The organism is Aequorivita sp. H23M31, from assembly GCF_004022485.1.
In the GTDB taxonomy this organism is placed as follows: Bacteria; Bacteroidota; Bacteroidia; order Flavobacteriales; family Flavobacteriaceae; genus Aequorivita; species Aequorivita ciconiae.
In genome coordinates this window covers 1,018,365-1,034,751 of sequence record NZ_CP034951.1, presented here as the reverse complement: position 1 = coordinate 1,034,751, position 16,387 = coordinate 1,018,365, and the positions used below count along the sequence as shown (strand labels likewise).

Below are 16,387 nucleotides of genomic sequence, written 5' to 3'. Positions count from 1 at the left end.
AGTCAAGTTCATATTACAGTAGTCGAAAGAAATTGAAGATGTTCTTCTATCAACAAATATAATTTTAAATTCCTTTAAGCGGTATGCCATCAAATTTTAGGATTGGTTTTTATACGGTATTAAAAACTTGTTAAAGGTTTATATTCTTTTTCTCTGAAACAGACTTTCTGTAACTTTCTGCTTCCAAAAATAAACCTATGAAAGCCAAAGAAAAAGTTGCTGCTTTGAGAGCCGAAATGAAGAAAAATAAGATTGATGCCTTTATTGTTTATGCTGCCGATCCGCATATGAGCGAATACCTTCCGTCGGAATGGCAGGAGAGGTCCTGGCTTTCAGGGTTTACGGGATCTGCCGGTTTTGTGGTTGTAACTCTTGATAAAGCCGGGCTTTGGACGGATGGCCGTTACTTCACCCAAGCTCCCAAAGAATTGGAAGGCTCGGGAATCGATCTGTTTAAGGATGGAATTGAAGGCACTCCAAATTATATCGATTGGATAATTTCCGAAACTTCTGAGGGAGCTGCCATCGGCGTCAACAGTTTGGCTACTTCGCACGCCAATTGGGTTTTATTAAAGGATAAATTGTCAAAACACAAAAGGCAACTCAGGAGTTTACCCTTATTGGATAACGTTTGGAATGATAGGCCCGCCCCGAGTAAAAATTCTGTTTTTGACCAACCCGTAGAATTGGCTGGCCAGTCCGTAGAGGATAAAATTTCCAGTATTAGGCAGAAAATGAAATCTGAAGGCGCATCTCTACATATAATCTCAAGCTTGGATGATGTTGCTTGGACATTAAACCTTAGAGGAAGTGATGTAAAGAGTAACCCCGTTTTTTTAGGATACATTGTTCTTTCAACAGAAAAATGTTTTCTCTTTGTCGATATGAAGAAAATAGATGAAAAAACAAAAAGCCAACTTCAGAAGGAGGGAGTGGAACTAAAATCTTACGACAGTTTTTTCAACCATCTTGAAACTTTAAAAGACGAATCAATTCTTATTTCACCCAATAGTAACCAATCCATTTTTGAAGCTATTAAAAGTGAAAATACAATCATTGAAAAACCAGTTCCGGGCAATTTAATGAAAGCGGTGAAAAATGAAACCGAACAGCAAGGTTTCAGAACGGTCATGGTTCGTGACGGAGTGGCTATGGTGAAGTTCCTTTATTGGCTTACTCAAACGGCTGGAGAAGAGGAATTGGATGAATATACTATTGGTACGAAACTGCGGGGTTTTCGTGCCGAAGGAAAGAATTTTATCGGAGAAAGTTTCGGCAGTATTGTGGGATATAAGGGAAATGGAGCGATTATCCATTATTCTGCCAAATCTGAAGGTAGTGCACAGGTGACAAATAAGGGCAGTATTTTAGTTGATTCAGGCGGACAATATATAGAAGGAACAACGGATATTACACGCACCTTTCCACTGGGCGAGGTGTCGCAAGAATTTAAGGAAGACGCTACAAGAGTTTTGCAGGGACTTATTCAATTGTCAATGGTTAAATTTCCAAAGGGAACCAAAGGAGTACAGCTGGATGCATTTGCCAGAATGCCATTATGGAAAGAGGGGAAGGACTATAATCACGGAACTGGTCACGGTGTGGGAAGTTTCTTGAATGTTCACGAAGGGCCCCAAAGTATCCGAAAAGATCTTAATCCCGTAGATCTAGAAGCCGGAATGGTGCTATCCAATGAGCCGGGTTACTACGTTGAGGGTAAATATGGAATCCGGCATGAAAATCTTATTTTGGTTAAAAACTGGAAAAAAACGGAATGGAATACTTTTTATGAATTTGAGACATTAACCTTATGTCCGTTTTTTAAAAGCATCATGGTGCGAGAGATGCTTTCGCAACAAGAAATTGATTGGATCAATACGTATCACGATATGGTCCGGGAAAGACTTTCGCCTCACTTAGAAGGCGAAGTAAAGGAGTGGTTTCTGGATTTGGTGTCCCCATTATAATTCCGCATAGAATGAAAGTTTAGGTAATTCCATTGTGTCGTGATTTTGTTACAATTACGGGCAAAAGTCCTTCGCAACTTTATCCATATTTAAATTTAGGGCAGAAGCCGAAGCATAATAATAATCCGAAACACTTTCGTTAGATTTGATTTTAAATGCATCTTAAAAATCGGATAGTGAATTTTCATAATTTTTGTCTTTAAAATTCAGCATTCCGCTCCAAACTAATTCATCATATTTTTCAAAATCAGATTTAGTTTCAATTCCGTTTTCTTTTTTTTGGTTTGAACAACCAATCATCATTAAAATCAAAAATGCCAATGTTACTCTCATAGTATTTTTCAATTTGCCCCTAACTTATCTATATCATAAATAATAGGGAGGATAGCAATTTATGCTCAATTGACAAGTCTGCTAAAAAAATAGAGCCGTCTATTTCCCAGACGGCTCCTCAATGGTATGGTTAAACAAAATTATTCCATCCGTTTTATCTCTTCCGAAAAAAACTTCATCACAGATTGGTAGCTATTAACATCAACCTCTTTATTATTTGCCATTCTACCAGCCGCTTCTTTGGGAATGAGCACTATTTTGAAGTTTATAACTTCTGGGATTTCATTATCGGCAATACTTAAATTGTCCCATCCGTTTGTGGTTTTACTGATAAACAAAGATTCTCGGTTTAAGGAGGCGGTCAACCTCACTCCAACTCCGGCATACGAAAAAGCAATTGGCATCAAGAAATAATCTCCCACGGGAAGAATCCTGGCATATATTAGCACAGCTCCGCCATCACTGAATATTTGAGATAAACTGTTTCCCCCAATTAAGTCTTGCGTAATTACAAAATCTCTAAAAATATTACCTTCTCCATAGTTTGCCGGGGAGCCCCAATCAGCACGATTTACATCGAATCCATAGGAGACCACATTGGCATTTCCATTTTCTCCGGGAATTCCCTGTTGGCCATCTTGGCCATTCTGGCCATCCACTCCATTTATACCATCTTTGCCATCTTCTGGGGAACAGGCGAGAACCAGTGAAAAAAGGGCAATCATAATTAACTTCAAATTTGATTTCATAGTGCAACAATTTTTAAGGATTAATATTAAGTTTTAATGGGCGCCACAGCCCGCATTGGATTTTAGTCCGAATTCTGGATCGTTCACAATAAAATTCCCCCATTCGGTTAAGTTTAGGAAGGAACCATCCGTGGTCATTTCTCTCGGTGCACTACAATCTTGATCATAGGTCCAGGCCAGCCAGCCTATTTGATTGGAACATGCTTTTTCAAGAACGTGGGTGGTAATGTCCAGAATATTTTGTGAGCCACATTCATTTACATCTTGGAAATTGGCTATTTCCCCAAAGACAAAACAAACATCTTTATTATTAATCTCATCCAGTTTTTGATCAATCACTACCGGTGTAGAAGCATAACCATACCAATAGGCATGAACAGAGAAAATGAGGTTGTGTAACGGATCTGCCTGAAGCATTTCTTCGGCGATGGAAAGCAATTCCGAAGACGAGGTACCACAGTCCGGAGCATCTATCATTATGGGAACCTTTATCCCCAAATTTCTTAGGGAAAGGATAAGTTGTATATAATTGCTTTTAAAAGTGTTGAGCGCATTGGGATCAGCACCAAAACGAACATGACCAAATTCGTTGGCGAGGTTGATAATCAAATATTCCTGGGTTTGCTCAATAAGCGTTCTTACATTTTCGCTTTTCCACCAATCTGCCACCACCGTATTAAAATAATTCCAGTCATTGGTACAGGTAATATATCCGGGATCGTGAAGTTCCAATATGGGAATCATTCCTTTTTGGTGGCTATACGCCAGCATATCCTTTAAAGAGCCATCAGCTACCCAACTATCAACTAATCCCGGATGACCCAATGGACCATCCCAAAAATGCTTTCCATTGGTGTACCAGGGAAAACGGATGCAATTGGCACCCGTTTTTGAAGCTTCGTCCAATAAATAATGGATAACATCGGGATAACCAATTTCATAAGCATCAATTATCGGGTAGTTGATGCCACGGAGTATTATTTTTTCATCATTGGGAAGCATTAGATCCTTTCCTGAAACGTGTAAGGTTAGATTTTGCTCTGGTGCCGGAGTTGGTTCGGGATCGTCATTTTCGCTACAGGCGTGTGACAGAAGTATAACTAAAATGACAATCGGAAATTTAAAACCCTTTTTAAATACCGAACGGAAAAAATTTAAATTATTTTTCATATAGGTAGCAGTTTAATTTTTAGAATAATAAGTTTAAGGTTGGGCTATAATTCGCAATATTTTTAAGGCAAATGCACAATTGCTCATAGTCAGCAAGGATATCAAAAGTCTCTTTTGAGATGGGTAGGTTATATCTTTCCAGATTCTCTGTCAGATCCTTTTCTACGGAATTCTCCTTCCTTTCGGTAATAAAATTCTTGGCATCAGGGGTAATTGTATCCATGTTTTTCAAGCCGAATTCACTGGAACATCCTTCTGATATAATGCCTATTAATAAAATACTTATAAACTTCCTTTTCATAATAAATGCTTATAGATGAACAGGATATAAAAGTATTCGCGAAATGGGCCTCCTCAATCTGCCGTTTTAGGAAGTGTGAAATTGGCTTAATGAAATGTCAGATTATTTTTTATTTTTTTGGATGAAATTCCGGATGTCCACATTGCCACATCAAAAAGGCGTACTGGTTGGCGAAGTTTGCCCAGCTCACCTCTTTGTCATCGGTGAAATGGCCATTGTCATAATTTATTTTCAGCAGAACGGGTTTTCCAGAGGTTGATGAATTTTGAAGTGCGGCGGCCAATTTTCCCGGTTGCCATGGAACAACACGTGGATCGTTCCAACCGGCCACGCACATGACGGCGGGATATTTTACACCGTCCTTTACGTGCTGCATCCCATCCATTTCATATAAGGCTTTGGTTTCTTCGGGGTCCGTTACGGTTCCGAATTCGGGAATATTTACCGGGCCATTTGGGGAAAACTCTCCTCTCATGGCATTTCCCAAACCTACATTGCAAACGGCGGCAGCAAAAAGGTCCGGTCTTTCTGTTATTGCTCTGCTAATAAGAATTCCGCCGGCACTTGTTCCAGATCCTGCCAACTTTTTTGAATTGGTAAAACCTTGGTCAATCAAATATTCCGCACAGCTTATAAAATCCTTCCAGGTATTGGGTTTTGTGGATTTAAAACCGGCTTTATACCATTCCTCTCCTTTTTCGCTACCACCGCGAACGTGTGGAATGGCAATCACCACTCCCTTAACTGCCATGGAATATAGTCGAGTTGCGAAAGAAGGGGTCATACTGATTCCATAAGCACCATACCCTTCCATATAGCAAACATTTGAACCGTCTTTTTTTATACCCGGCTGGTAAATAATAGACAACGGAACCATGAGCCCATCGTGCCCTTTTACCTCAACTTCCTCCACCACCAGATTTGTATAACTATCAGGATAATCCGGCATTTTATTAAAGGAACTTTCACTGAATTGATCTGTGTCCGCGTTATAAATAAAGTCCGTAAAAGGTTTATTCCACGAGGTGCTCAGCATCACAATCTCATTGGAATTATAATCCAGACGGATAAGGTAAATCGATCCCTTGTAAGGAGTTTTTACTTCTGTGGTTTTTTTGGTCTTGGGATTGTATTTGAAAAGATAGTCAACCAGACCGTCACTGTAGTGTAATAAGATGTAATCCTTTGAACGGATAAAATTTTCAAGGGTATAGGATTTTTCGGGTACAACAATTTCGGCATTCTTCCAATCCGGATTTTTTAAATCTGTTGCGACCAACTGAAAGTTTTTTGCGTTCTTATAAGTGATACCATAAATCTTTCCATCGAAGAATTCTGTATTCCGCACAATTTCGTCCTCGGTAGTAATTAGCGGTTTCCAATTTATGGTAGCATTGAATTCCGAAATGGGGGCGTAATAGAGAGCCATTTCACGCTGGACAGTTTCCACGGTGGAAAATATATAATCCGGTGCATCTTTGGATAAGTATGCATAAGGATAGGCCTTTGAATCAATATTCAAAGATGGATATTTTTCATTGCTAAAGAAGTCAATATCAGAGCTTACAGGGTTTCCCAAACGATGAAGTTTGAATTTAGGATTGAGACGGGCTGCGGGATCGGTGTTATCTGCGGATTTAATCCACGTATAGAAAAAGGAACTGTTATCAAAAGTCCAACCTCCCGCACCGGCAGTTGCTAAAATTTCATCTGGCAAAAATTTCTTGGAATTTACATCCATTACTCTAAGAGTTGACACTTCTGCACCCTGTTCGGAATATCCCAATAGCAACTTGGATCCATCATAACTGGGTCTAATGGATTCTACAGACAGTGTTTTTCCGGGAATAAAGGTTAGAGGATCAAACAACAACTCATCCTTTCCGTTTATTCCATTTCGATAATATACTTTGCTCGCTTTTTCGCCCGGATTGCTTTTTTGAAAAAAATATCTTCCAGCTTGTACCTTTATATCATAATAAACAGGCGGCTGAAGGGCATCCAATTTTCTCCATTCAGCAATAAGCTCATCCCTGCCGGTTATGTTGTCCATAATGGAATCGGTAAGTTGGGCTTCGGCCTTAAACCATGAAACAACTTTGGGGTCTTTCATGTTTTCCAGCCTTCTATAATTATCATCGTAAACATTTCCCCATAAAGTATCCTGGACCAATATTTTTGGGGTTGGGGGATAATGGATTTGTGAAAATGCCATTGATGCGTAAAGTCCGGTAATAAGGAAAAGAATGAGGTTTTTCATGTTGTCGATTTTTATTAGTCTATACGGAATTTCAATTTTAGGAGAAAAAGATTGCATTAGAGTTTTATATAATTGAAGTTATATAAATAGACGGGAAGGCTGAAATTCTGACCTTTTCTACTTGATGCGGCAGAAATGGAAAGCGGCTGATAGAGCATTTGCCGTACAGCTTCCCAAGTGCTCCTGGTTTTATACAGGTGGACAGGATTTAGACAAATTAACTATGGCGGGAAGATTCTGCAAGGTTTTTACAGGGGCAGCATATAAATAATCCCTTGGATCGGGAAGGTCTGGTAACCATCCTAATTTAAACTGTTCTGGATTGAGGTTTTTTTTCATGAGTTGTTAATTAATTGTCCTATTTTAGGCTTAGATACTTGGTTTTCATTCCGAAAGGAGATATTCGATGAAATTGGTTATGGACGTGAAACTCTATCTTTTCAACGTGGAATGTTGCAATAGGGTGGCGTACATTGTTTAAAGATACTAATGAAGAGTATTGAGGTATTTTCCCATTATACCAATTGTAAGTTTGGATTTATGAAGTGGGAAAGATTTTGAAAGGAGGTCTAAAAAATATTTTCCCAAGAAGATAAAGTTTAAATTTTTTTAAACAAATTCAAAAACTCCTGTTTCTTGGTCCGGCTCACAACAATAGAGGTATTGTCCTGCATAATAAGCTCCCCGCCCTCACCGCGTATATATTGCTTTACAAAGTGAAGATTGACAATGTTGGATTTAAACGGTCTAAAGAAATAAGGATAATCCGTGAGGACCTCCTCAAAGTTGGAAAGCGATTTGCTGACCAGATGAGTTTCTCCCGAAACCATTTTCACGTACGTATAACTGCTGCTTGCGGTTAAATACATGATGTCTTTGATCTTAATGAACAACAATCCCTTGCTTGTGGAAAGAGCCAGCGTATCCAACATCTCGCCAATGTTGAATTTTGCCAGATTTGCCAATTGCTCGTGGGTGGTAAATATTTGGTTATTGTTGTATTTGTCCAGAGCCTCCCGCATTTCCTTGGCATCTATGGGTTTTAGTATATAATCCAGCGCATTTACCTTTAGCGCCTTGATGGCATATTGATCATAAGCCGTGGTAAAGATGACCTTGAAATGGATTTCCTTAAACTGTTCCAAAACATCAAAACCATTGAGCAAGGGCATTTCAATATCCAACAGAATGAGGTCGGGTTTAAGTTTTTCAATAATTTCCTTGGCATGGATACTTTCCTGCACCGTGGCCAAAACCTCCACATCCTTAAATTTTTCCAGTAGATGCTCCAGGGTTATCAAAGCGTGCTTTTCGTCGTCAATTATAATGAGCTTAATCATGATCGGAAATTTTTATGGTGAGTATGATTTTGGTTCCCAAAGGATTTTTATCTGAATCGTATAGATCCTCAATGACAATATTGTTATCGGAATCCAGCATTTTCAGTCGGTCCAGGGTTATTTCCATTCCGAAGGATTTGTGGGAAACCTGGTTTGTTTTTAGTTGTGTACTTCTCTCTCTGCCCACTCCGTTATCCTCAATGGAAATCTGCAATTCATTTTCACTTGGTTTCCATACCGAGATTTTGAGATTTCCCTTTCCTCGTTTGTTGCGCAGGCCGTGCCAAATGGCATTTTCTACAAAAGGCTGAATGATTAAAGGAGGCACTTGAATGCTGTTTGGATCAACTTCCTCTTCCACCTTTATTTCATAAGAAAATGAATGCTCCAATCGCGCAGATTCAAGGTCAATATAAAGTCTGAGGGTTTCAAGTTCATTGTCCAATGTGATCCATTGTTCTTTTGAATTCTGAAGAATGCTGCGCATCAATTTGGAAAAGGTGGTCAAATAAGCACTGGCGTCCTCCGTTTTATTCTGAATGATATAGCTGTTGATCGAATTCAAAGTGTTGAACATAAAATGCGGGTTCATCTGGGAGCGGAGCATCTGCATCTCGGTTTCCTTTATTTTTTGCTGATACGCTGCATCCTTGTGTTTTCGGGCAGTTAGATATTTTTGGATGAGGACCACCACGATTATGATCAACAGCAGCAATAAAAAGTAAAAGAGATTGGATTTGAAAAAGGGTGGATTCGCCAATATGCTAAGAGACAATATTTTTTTTTGGATATTAAAGAGGTTGTCTTCTGAGCGAACCTGAATATGGTATATTCCCGGAGAAATATGGTTTATGGAAAGTTCAGGATTGTGCCCCAAATCAATCCAATTATTGCTGTCAATAAAGCGATATTGATATCTTACCTTGCTTGGATCTAAAAATGATAAATTTGAAAAATAAACTGTCAGGTCCGTTTGGTCTTTAGAAAGTTCAATATCACTCTTTATTTCACTTTGCAATATTCCGTCTATCTTTATTTCTGAAATAGCAAACCTGTTTTGGAGCTGGGTTGCCAATATTTTGTCAGGATCAATTATGACAATTCCATTAGAAATTCCTATAGCAAATTTTCCGTCCTTAAGTGTGGTAAAAGCATTCAAAAGAGTTTCTTCAGGAATACCATCTACATTTTGAAATTGTACCACCTTATCCAAATCTCTCCGATAAACATTTAATCCCGATGCAGTGGCAAAGAATACATTTCCCTTTTTGTCTGATGAGATTCCTTCAAGATGGCTATCTGAAATAGGATATTGGTTTATATCCACTTTTTTGAGCACTCTACCATTTTCATCCACCTCATTAAATCCCCCATATGCCGAGAACAATAAGTTTGAGGAGTCTGTCAAGGAAATTCTATTGTAATAATCTCCGACGAAATCAGATTTGGAGTTATTAAAGCCGTAATGGGAAATGTCCGTAAAATAATGTTTAACCGGATCATAACGATTTATTCCAAAACCTTTAGGCATCCAGCCAGCCAACCATATCATTCCTTCGCGATCCATCAAAATATCGTTCCATTGATTATTTTTCCAGAAAGTTTCTGGATTGGTAAAACGATCGGGTAGGAGATCCATATCTGGCCATGAATAACGTTGGATTTTTTGATGGGCAAAGACAACCCAAATTTCTTGTGGTGCAACTTCTAAAATTTTTATGACCTCTCCAGGGGAAATGTTTTTGAAAGGAATTTCTTGAAAACCATTATCACTAAAAATATGAATTCCGTCTTGTGTGGACAAAACGATCTTGTCATTTACAAGATTTAATACATAACATTTTAGACCATTTTTTCTAAATCTGAGTTTCCAAATATCCCCCTCCAAAGACCAAACTTCACCGTCATCGGTTAAGATCCAGAGTTTATCAGGCAATTCCTCTACTACCGAAATAATATTTTTTTCCTCTGAATCGGGTAGTGGTAACTCCAGAATTTCAATTCCTGGATTACGTGGTGATAGCTCTAATAAACCCTTATCGGTTGATATCCAAAAGATGTTTGTGGTAATATCAATATGTACATTGAAGATATTGCTTTTGCCAGAATCAAATATTTCGACATAAGATTCCTTTCCAATTAGAAATATTTTTTTGTGGGTATAAATGAAAACATTATTGTTGTATGACAAAAAGCCTATTGGGACTTCATTATCAGGAAGCGCTTTTCTATATTGAATCTTACTATCATTTGGGCTGATTTCAATTATCTTTCCGTCTTCCGTAGCAAGTAGTATGTTTGAGGATTTGGAAAAATATGCGGATGAAAATTTCAGTTTACTTAGTGCTTCGTTTGAATGACGCTGCAATTTGTTTATTTCTTCCTTCCAAATGCAAAGGCCGTACTCTGAAGCGATCCAGATTTCATTTTGGATAGGTTCAAAAATTGAAAATTTACTCAGATTCTTGCTCTCGGAGTTTATCAAAAGGGTAGCAAGCTTATTATCTTTCGGAGAATAATATTTCACATAATTGAAATCAGTACTCCAAATTCTTCCCTTGGAATCCACGAAAATATTATCAAAATGGTCATTATTGGGATTTTCATCCGTAAATTCATTTTTCAAAATTAATTCGATGTTGTCGTTTACGGTATTTATTTTTTTCAGTCCTTCTATGTCCTGAAACAAAATATAATCTCCATCCACTAACAACGATGACCAAACTTGTTTTTGGGGTTGGAGTTTTATGGCTCGATAACCATCGTACTTGAAGATTCCTTTTCGGTCTGCGACATATAAATATCCGGAAGGGGCACTTACCGAATTTATGATATTTGATAATGGTATCCCAAGGGTAGGAGAAGAGCCTTCAGAGGGCAAATATTGTTGAGAAAACATCAAAAAATGGCCCATCCATAAAAAAAGCACCTGACATTTTTTAATCGAAAGATCCATCTTTCCAGATATTTGGGATAAAATTATGCATTCATCTTTTTGGCTATAGCGCTATTTTACCAAATGTGGATTTAGTGCTTCCAAATGCGCATAATTTTTTATATGAATTTAGGGAAATTGCATTGAAATTTATATTCAGAATTGACATTCCTAAAAACAATTTTTTACCGGTAGATAGATTGAAACAATAACATTTTGCAAACTAATCTTCGCATTTGGTGAAATAGTATGAAAAATCTCGGGATTGCCTGCTTAACTTTGATTATTGCAGAATATGGGAATAGAAAGATTTATTGAAAAAGTATGTAATTGATAATTCGTTTTATACAGATTTTTGTTTTAAGTGTTAGCTATGTGTTCGTTCTTCTTACCTGACGGGTCTGGGAACGAACATTTTTAGTTAGCAGAATCCGGATTGGAGTTTACCCACGTCCCCCTAAAGAGGAGAAATCCAAACAGTGGTTTTTATGAATTTTCCGGACTTAGGCTCCCTTTAGGGCGTCTGGTAAAAGTAGTTAGGAATCTAGCTTTCCTTATAGTCGGGATAACTCCGGGTGTATAAAATTATGTATTTCCTTTCTAGGAGTACTTGATTGAAAGTCGTAATGTTTATGAGCGAGAAAATTTCTTCCTTTTTATTAATCTTCTTTCTTTTTCTTCCATTTGAGCGTCAATAAATGGAATACGGGGAGCAAGAAAGTATCCTGTTAAACTCGCAAAAAGAATAGGAATAAAGTAAGTAAACCCGGTTAATGTAGCCAAAAGAATAGTAGTACTCATTGGCGTACGTGTCACGCAGGCATTAATTGCGGCCATGCAGCTTACAATAGTCAACGATAGACTGATGGAAGGAAAAATAGTGTGAACCAAAAGTCCCAATGCGGTTCCACAAAAAAACAGAGGAATTATAAATCCGCCGCGCCATCCAGAAGTCACCGTAATGGCAATAGCGATAATTTTAAAAATAAGCACGGCCGCCAAAAATTGGACCGTACCATTTGCTTCTAACAAATCATTGATTTCAAAATGACTGAAATACCGGGTAATAGGAATGTAAAATGCGATGGTACCCAAAAGGATTCCCCCAATAAAAGTTTTGATAAAAATTGGTGTTTTTATTCTTTTAAACACAGTCTTGAAAAACTTAGTGCAGAAGATAAATCCCCAACCTACAAAAGTTGCGATTACACCAAATAATACCGCCCAACCAAAATCGAATACCGTTTCCATTTCATAGGCTGGAAGATTCCACATTGGTCCTAAACCCAATTGAACAATAATGGCAAATACTACATAACTAAACCCGCTTGCGACCAAAGCAGGAATGATTGCCTTGTAATACTCAACCGAATGTTTGTGATGGAGAATCTCCAATGCAAATAGACTCCCACCCAATGGAGCTCCAAAAAGCGCGGTAAAACCGGAGGCCATACCTGCAATACTGAGCGAGCGCAATTCTTCACCCTTGATCCTTAAAATCTTTCCCATCCAAGTTCCCGTAGATCCCGTAACCTGTACCAGAGGTCCTTCCGGTCCCAAACTTCCACCGGAAGAAATACAGAGCAGGGAAGAAAGAATCATTGAGGGATTGTTCTTTGGATCCAACTTACCTTTATTAAAACGGATGTTATTGACCATTAATTCCATTTCGCCGGGATCCCCGATAAAATAAATTATTAATCCCGCAAGAAGCCCACTTATAGCCATTACCGGGATGACCAGCCAACCTTGCCAAGTGCCAAGGAAATCGGTCAGGAGCATTAATACAACCCAATAACTACCCGAGATTATTCCACCAATAAGACCTAATACGGCCCAAAGAATAAACATTCGACTAAAAACAAATGCGTTGAAGCGGATGGGGTGATCCAAAAGGTTTGAATAGGCAACCAGTTTTCTTCTACGCCTAATTTTCATTACTGGAATTTTTAATAGTGGTTATTTTCGTTTCCGAATTGTATTTTCACTTTAAACAAAAAACTATTCAACTACCCGTGAATAGAATGATGTTTTCCTAAATCTTTCATTATTTCCGCTTCAAAAGTGAGCAGTTCGTTCCATTTTTTATCCACTTCTTCACGATTGCCATATTGCCGAGCAAAACCGAGGAACATAGTGTAATGGTTTGCCTCACTGATCATTAACTTTCTGTAAAATTCGGCAAGTTCCTTATCTTCAAGTTCTTCACTAAGCAATCTAAATCGTTCGCAGCTCCTGGCTTCAATAAGAGCTGCATATAATAATCTGTGTACTAATTGGGTGGTTCTACTTCCACCTTTCGGAAAAAACTGAACAATTTGCAGAACGTATTCATCTTTTCGGTCTCGGCCCAAAATCCATCCTCGTTCCAGGATTTTATCATGAACCATTTTAAAATGGCTGATTTCTTCCTTAATTAATGCAATCATTTCCTGGATTAGATCGGTATATTCCGGAAATCCAACAATCAAGGAAACGGCAGTCGAAGCCGCTTTCTGTTCGCACCATGCGTGATCTGTGAGGATATCCTCAATATTCATCTCAACAATATTCACCCACCGTGGATCTGTGGGAAGTTTTAAACCTAACATTTTATTTTAATTATGAATTATGAATTTTCAAAAAATCAGTTTAGCTTTCTTATCTATATGTCCAAATCGAATTCCTGTCGCAACTTTTCGATTAATGGATTCTTTTCTTTCAATTTCTCGAATTTTTCCCTTGGCGAATAGGCGTATTTCTTTTCTTCCGTTTCATTAACAGTTATATCCAGATCAATATCATAGTTCTGAAGTTTTTCACGTAAAAATTCAAGTAGTTCAAATTTAGCACGTTCCACTTCCGTTTTAATAGTATGATTTGGAAATTCCAGATGAATTATAGAACCCTCGAGCTTCGGAACTCCCATTGTAAGATGGGATAGTAAGTTAAATTTTCCTTCCTTTTGAACTACTTCTGCGTATGAGTGCCAAGCTGTTTTCATTTCCTCTTCAGAAAATTCCTCCGTTGGAAAATCTTCTATTTCCGGTTGGCTTGCTATGAATTCTTCTTTTAGTTGTTGTTTCTTCTTAATGCTCTTTAAAGAAAGTGCTGAGATTTTACGGGCATTCCGTTCCGCTAATATTTGCGGACGCTCAATAACTTTCTGATTTGGAGGTTCAGAATTATTGTTTTTTGAGGAAGGAGATTCCCTAGATTCCTCAGGATTATTAGGGGTTGAAATCTCGCTAGGAATCTTATTCTCTATCGTAATGTTTTTTGAGGAACTTTTATCTTCTGGTTCGCTTACACGATTGGTTTCTGGTTCAATCTTTTCCTCTTTTATAGGTTTGGGAACCATGCTACCTGCCGATGTGACTTGTTGACCTTTGTTGATCTCATTTCTAGGAGCCGATTGTGGAGATCTAAAATGAGAGGGAGGAAGAACAAAAGGGTTTTGGTTATCTGCAATATTTACAACTAAGCGGGAATCAAGCTTTTTTTTTTCGCCCTGATTAGTCAAGGAAGCTAATTGCATCAGGCATAATTCAACCAACAAGCGTTGGTTTTGACTTAATTTGTATTTTAAATCGCAACTATTGGCAATCCCAATCCCATCTATCAAAAACTGCTGACTTGTTTTCTGGGATTGTTCCAGGTACATAGCTTTTACCTGTTCTCCAACTTCAAGAAGCTCGATGGTTTCCTGGTTTCTAGCCACCAAAAGATCTCGGAAATGGGAGGCTAGGCCCATTACAAAATGGTGTCCATCAAATCCTTTTGACAAAATTTCGTTATAAGTTATCAATACCTGTGGAATATTGTTTTCCAATAGTAAATCCGTTATCTGGAAATACCAAGTATAATCCAGAACATTGAGATTTTCAGTTACCGCTTCGCGAGTAAGATGTTTACCGGCAAAACTAACGACACGGTCAAAAATAGAAAGTGCATCTCGTAAAGCTCCATCAGCCTTTTCTGCAATTATATGTAAGGCATCGTCTTCTGCTTCAATTCCTTCCGATCTTGCAACTTCTGCGAGGTGTTCTTTAATGTCGCGAACCCCAATTCTCCTAAAGTCGAAAATCTGGCAGCGTGAAAGTATGGTCGGGATTATCTTATGTTTTTCGGTAGTTGCCAAAATAAAAATGGCGTGTCTCGGCGGTTCCTCCAAGGTTTTCAAAAATGCATTGAAAGCAGCAGCTGAGAGCATGTGCACCTCATCTATAATATATACCTTGTATTTACCAACCTGAGGAGGTATGCGCACTTGATCAATTAAATTCCGAATATCATCTACTGAATTATTGGATGCAGCATCAAGTTCAAAAATGTTGAATGCGAAGTCCTCATCTTCCTTTTGGGTGCCATCCTGATTTATTTCCTTTGCCAGAATTCTGGCACAGGTGGTTTTCCCAACTCCACGCGGTCCCGTAAAAAGCAAGGCCTGGGCAAGATGATTGTTTTTTATGGCATTTTCTAAAGTGTTGGTAATAGCCTGTTGCCCCACGACATCTTTAAATACGGCAGGACGATATTTTCGGGCTGATACAATGAATTGTTCCATATTTTTCAGTAGTCAGTAGTCAGTGTTCAGTGTTCATTGGCCAGTAAATCAGTAATCAGTAAATAGTTTGGGAGCGTTCACTATAAAATTCATCGAAGTTTTTAATTTCTTTTAAACTCTTAAACTCTTAAACTCTTCAACTCTCCAACTCCTCAACTCCTCAACTCCTCAACTCCTCAACTTCCCACCTTCTCAACTTTCCAACTATCTTCAAAAAGACAAATATAGATATGAACGATGTGTTTTAAAAAATTAGAGGTTTGTATTTTCCCTTATTTATTAACATTAGGCTACATTTGCAGCGCAGGCCGCCTTATCGTTCCCGAATTTAATTCGGGAGAGGAAAGTCCGGACACCATAGGGATGCATAGCGGCTAACGGCCGTCACCCTCCATAGCCTCGGCTCGGGAGGGGAGGACAAGTGCAACAGAAAGGATGTACAGGTAATGCTGTAGTGAAATCAGGTAAACTCTATGCGGTGAAATGCCACGTAAACCTGTGTCCCGATAGCTATCGGGAAAGGGTTCCCGCCCGATGCAGGAGGGTAGGCAGATTGAGCGTTTCGGTAACGGAACGTCTAGATAAATGATAAGGCCCCGAACTAGCTTCGGGGACAGAACCCGGCTTATAGGCCTGCATTTTTTTATTCCCGCGCAGGCGGGAATCTCTTTTCCTGATTTTCCCGATACTCCTTTAAAGCTAACACGTTGATAGATTTATCAGGAATAAAGGAATACTGATAAAACCTATAGTTTCCACAGCTTCAGGGGTGGATTATTATACATC

12 protein-coding genes and 1 other RNA gene are annotated in these 16,387 nt (G+C 38.5%); 2 read left to right on the top strand and 11 right to left on the bottom strand.

The annotated features are described in order from the left end of the window. Positions 1–197: 197 nt before the first annotated feature. Positions 198–1,967, top strand: coding sequence for an aminopeptidase P family protein (locus tag EI546_RS04620; RefSeq protein WP_128249444.1), 1,770 nt, complete (start codon positions 198–200; stop codon positions 1,965–1,967). 162 nt (positions 1,968–2,129) lie between these two features. Here the strand turns inward: EI546_RS04620 and EI546_RS16150 are convergent, their stop codons facing one another. The 11 genes from EI546_RS16150 to EI546_RS04575 all read right to left on the bottom strand — a co-directional run bounded on the left by EI546_RS16150 (position 2,130) and on the right by EI546_RS04575 (position 15,601). Then, the gene (locus EI546_RS16150; protein ID WP_164905172.1) at positions 2,130–2,300 is read right to left on the bottom strand and encodes a hypothetical protein; all 171 of its coding nucleotides are present in this window, start codon (positions 2,298–2,300) and stop codon (positions 2,130–2,132) included. A gap of 140 nt (positions 2,301–2,440) precedes the next feature. Beyond that, positions 2,441–3,049, bottom strand: a complete 609-nt coding sequence (locus EI546_RS04615) for a hypothetical protein (RefSeq protein ID WP_128249443.1) — start codon at positions 3,047–3,049, stop codon at positions 2,441–2,443. A 33-nt stretch (positions 3,050–3,082) separates the two neighbouring features. Beyond that, entirely contained in the window at positions 3,083–4,219 is a 1,137-nt protein-coding gene (locus EI546_RS04610; protein WP_128249442.1) for a cellulase family glycosylhydrolase, read from the bottom strand. 19 nt (positions 4,220–4,238) lie between these two features. Further along, entirely contained in the window at positions 4,239–4,442 is a 204-nt protein-coding gene (locus tag EI546_RS04605) for a hypothetical protein (RefSeq protein WP_164905171.1), read from the bottom strand. 187 nt (positions 4,443–4,629) lie between these two features. Next, complete coding sequence (locus EI546_RS04600; protein WP_128249440.1) at positions 4,630–6,780, bottom strand: prolyl oligopeptidase family serine peptidase; 2,151 nt, start codon at positions 6,778–6,780, stop codon at positions 4,630–4,632. A 189-nt stretch (positions 6,781–6,969) separates the two neighbouring features. Then, positions 6,970–7,119 (bottom strand): hypothetical protein, encoded by a 150-nt coding sequence (locus EI546_RS16145; RefSeq protein WP_164905170.1) that lies wholly within the window; start codon positions 7,117–7,119, stop codon positions 6,970–6,972. A gap of 260 nt (positions 7,120–7,379) precedes the next feature. Then, complete coding sequence (locus EI546_RS04595; protein ID WP_128249439.1) at positions 7,380–8,120, bottom strand: LytR/AlgR family response regulator transcription factor; 741 nt, start codon at positions 8,118–8,120, stop codon at positions 7,380–7,382. Further along, the gene (locus EI546_RS04590; RefSeq protein WP_128249438.1) at positions 8,113–11,076 is read right to left on the bottom strand and encodes a sensor histidine kinase; all 2,964 of its coding nucleotides are present in this window, start codon (positions 11,074–11,076) and stop codon (positions 8,113–8,115) included. Before EI546_RS04590 ends, EI546_RS04595 begins: the two co-directional genes overlap by 8 nt. A gap of 609 nt (positions 11,077–11,685) precedes the next feature. Beyond that, the gene (locus tag EI546_RS04585; protein WP_128249437.1) at positions 11,686–12,993 is read right to left on the bottom strand and encodes a chloride channel protein; all 1,308 of its coding nucleotides are present in this window, start codon (positions 12,991–12,993) and stop codon (positions 11,686–11,688) included. Positions 12,994–13,064: 71 nt separating this feature from the next. Continuing rightward, complete coding sequence (gene miaE, locus EI546_RS04580) at positions 13,065–13,646, bottom strand: tRNA-(ms[2]io[6]A)-hydroxylase (RefSeq protein ID WP_128249436.1); 582 nt, start codon at positions 13,644–13,646, stop codon at positions 13,065–13,067. 53 nt (positions 13,647–13,699) lie between these two features. After that, complete coding sequence (locus tag EI546_RS04575; RefSeq protein ID WP_128249435.1) at positions 13,700–15,601, bottom strand: DNA polymerase III subunit gamma/tau; 1,902 nt, start codon at positions 15,599–15,601, stop codon at positions 13,700–13,702. A gap of 300 nt (positions 15,602–15,901) precedes the next feature. Here EI546_RS04575 and rnpB point away from each other — a divergent pair. Next, positions 15,902–16,245, top strand: an RNA gene (gene rnpB, locus EI546_RS04570) — RNase P RNA component class A. Positions 16,246–16,387: the final 142 nt, after the last annotated feature.

Excerpts from the sequence above, each read along its gene's own strand:
- EI546_RS04620 (WP_128249444.1), top strand. The coding sequence starts at position 198 with ATGAAAGCCAAAGAAAAAGTTGCTGCTTTGAGAGCCGAAATGAAGAAA.
- EI546_RS16150 (WP_164905172.1), bottom strand. The coding sequence starts at position 2,300 with ATGAGAGTAACATTGGCATTTTTGATTTTAATGATGATTGGTTGTTCA.
- EI546_RS04615 (WP_128249443.1), bottom strand. The coding sequence starts at position 3,049 with ATGAAATCAAATTTGAAGTTAATTATGATTGCCCTTTTTTCACTGGTT.
- EI546_RS04610 (WP_128249442.1), bottom strand. The coding sequence starts at position 4,219 with ATGAAAAATAATTTAAATTTTTTCCGTTCGGTATTTAAAAAGGGTTTT.
- EI546_RS04605 (WP_164905171.1), bottom strand. The coding sequence starts at position 4,442 with ATGGATACAATTACCCCTGATGCCAAGAATTTTATTACCGAAAGGAAG.
- EI546_RS04600 (WP_128249440.1), bottom strand. The coding sequence starts at position 6,780 with ATGAAAAACCTCATTCTTTTCCTTATTACCGGACTTTACGCATCAATG.
- EI546_RS16145 (WP_164905170.1), bottom strand. The coding sequence starts at position 7,119 with ATGAAAAAAAACCTCAATCCAGAACAGTTTAAATTAGGATGGTTACCA.
- EI546_RS04595 (WP_128249439.1), bottom strand. The coding sequence starts at position 8,120 with ATGATTAAGCTCATTATAATTGACGACGAAAAGCACGCTTTGATAACC.
- EI546_RS04590 (WP_128249438.1), bottom strand. The coding sequence starts at position 11,076 with ATGGATCTTTCGATTAAAAAATGTCAGGTGCTTTTTTTATGGATGGGC.
- EI546_RS04585 (WP_128249437.1), bottom strand. The coding sequence starts at position 12,993 with ATGAAAATTAGGCGTAGAAGAAAACTGGTTGCCTATTCAAACCTTTTG.
- miaE (WP_128249436.1), bottom strand. The coding sequence starts at position 13,646 with ATGTTAGGTTTAAAACTTCCCACAGATCCACGGTGGGTGAATATTGTT.
- EI546_RS04575 (WP_128249435.1), bottom strand. The coding sequence starts at position 15,601 with ATGGAACAATTCATTGTATCAGCCCGAAAATATCGTCCTGCCGTATTT.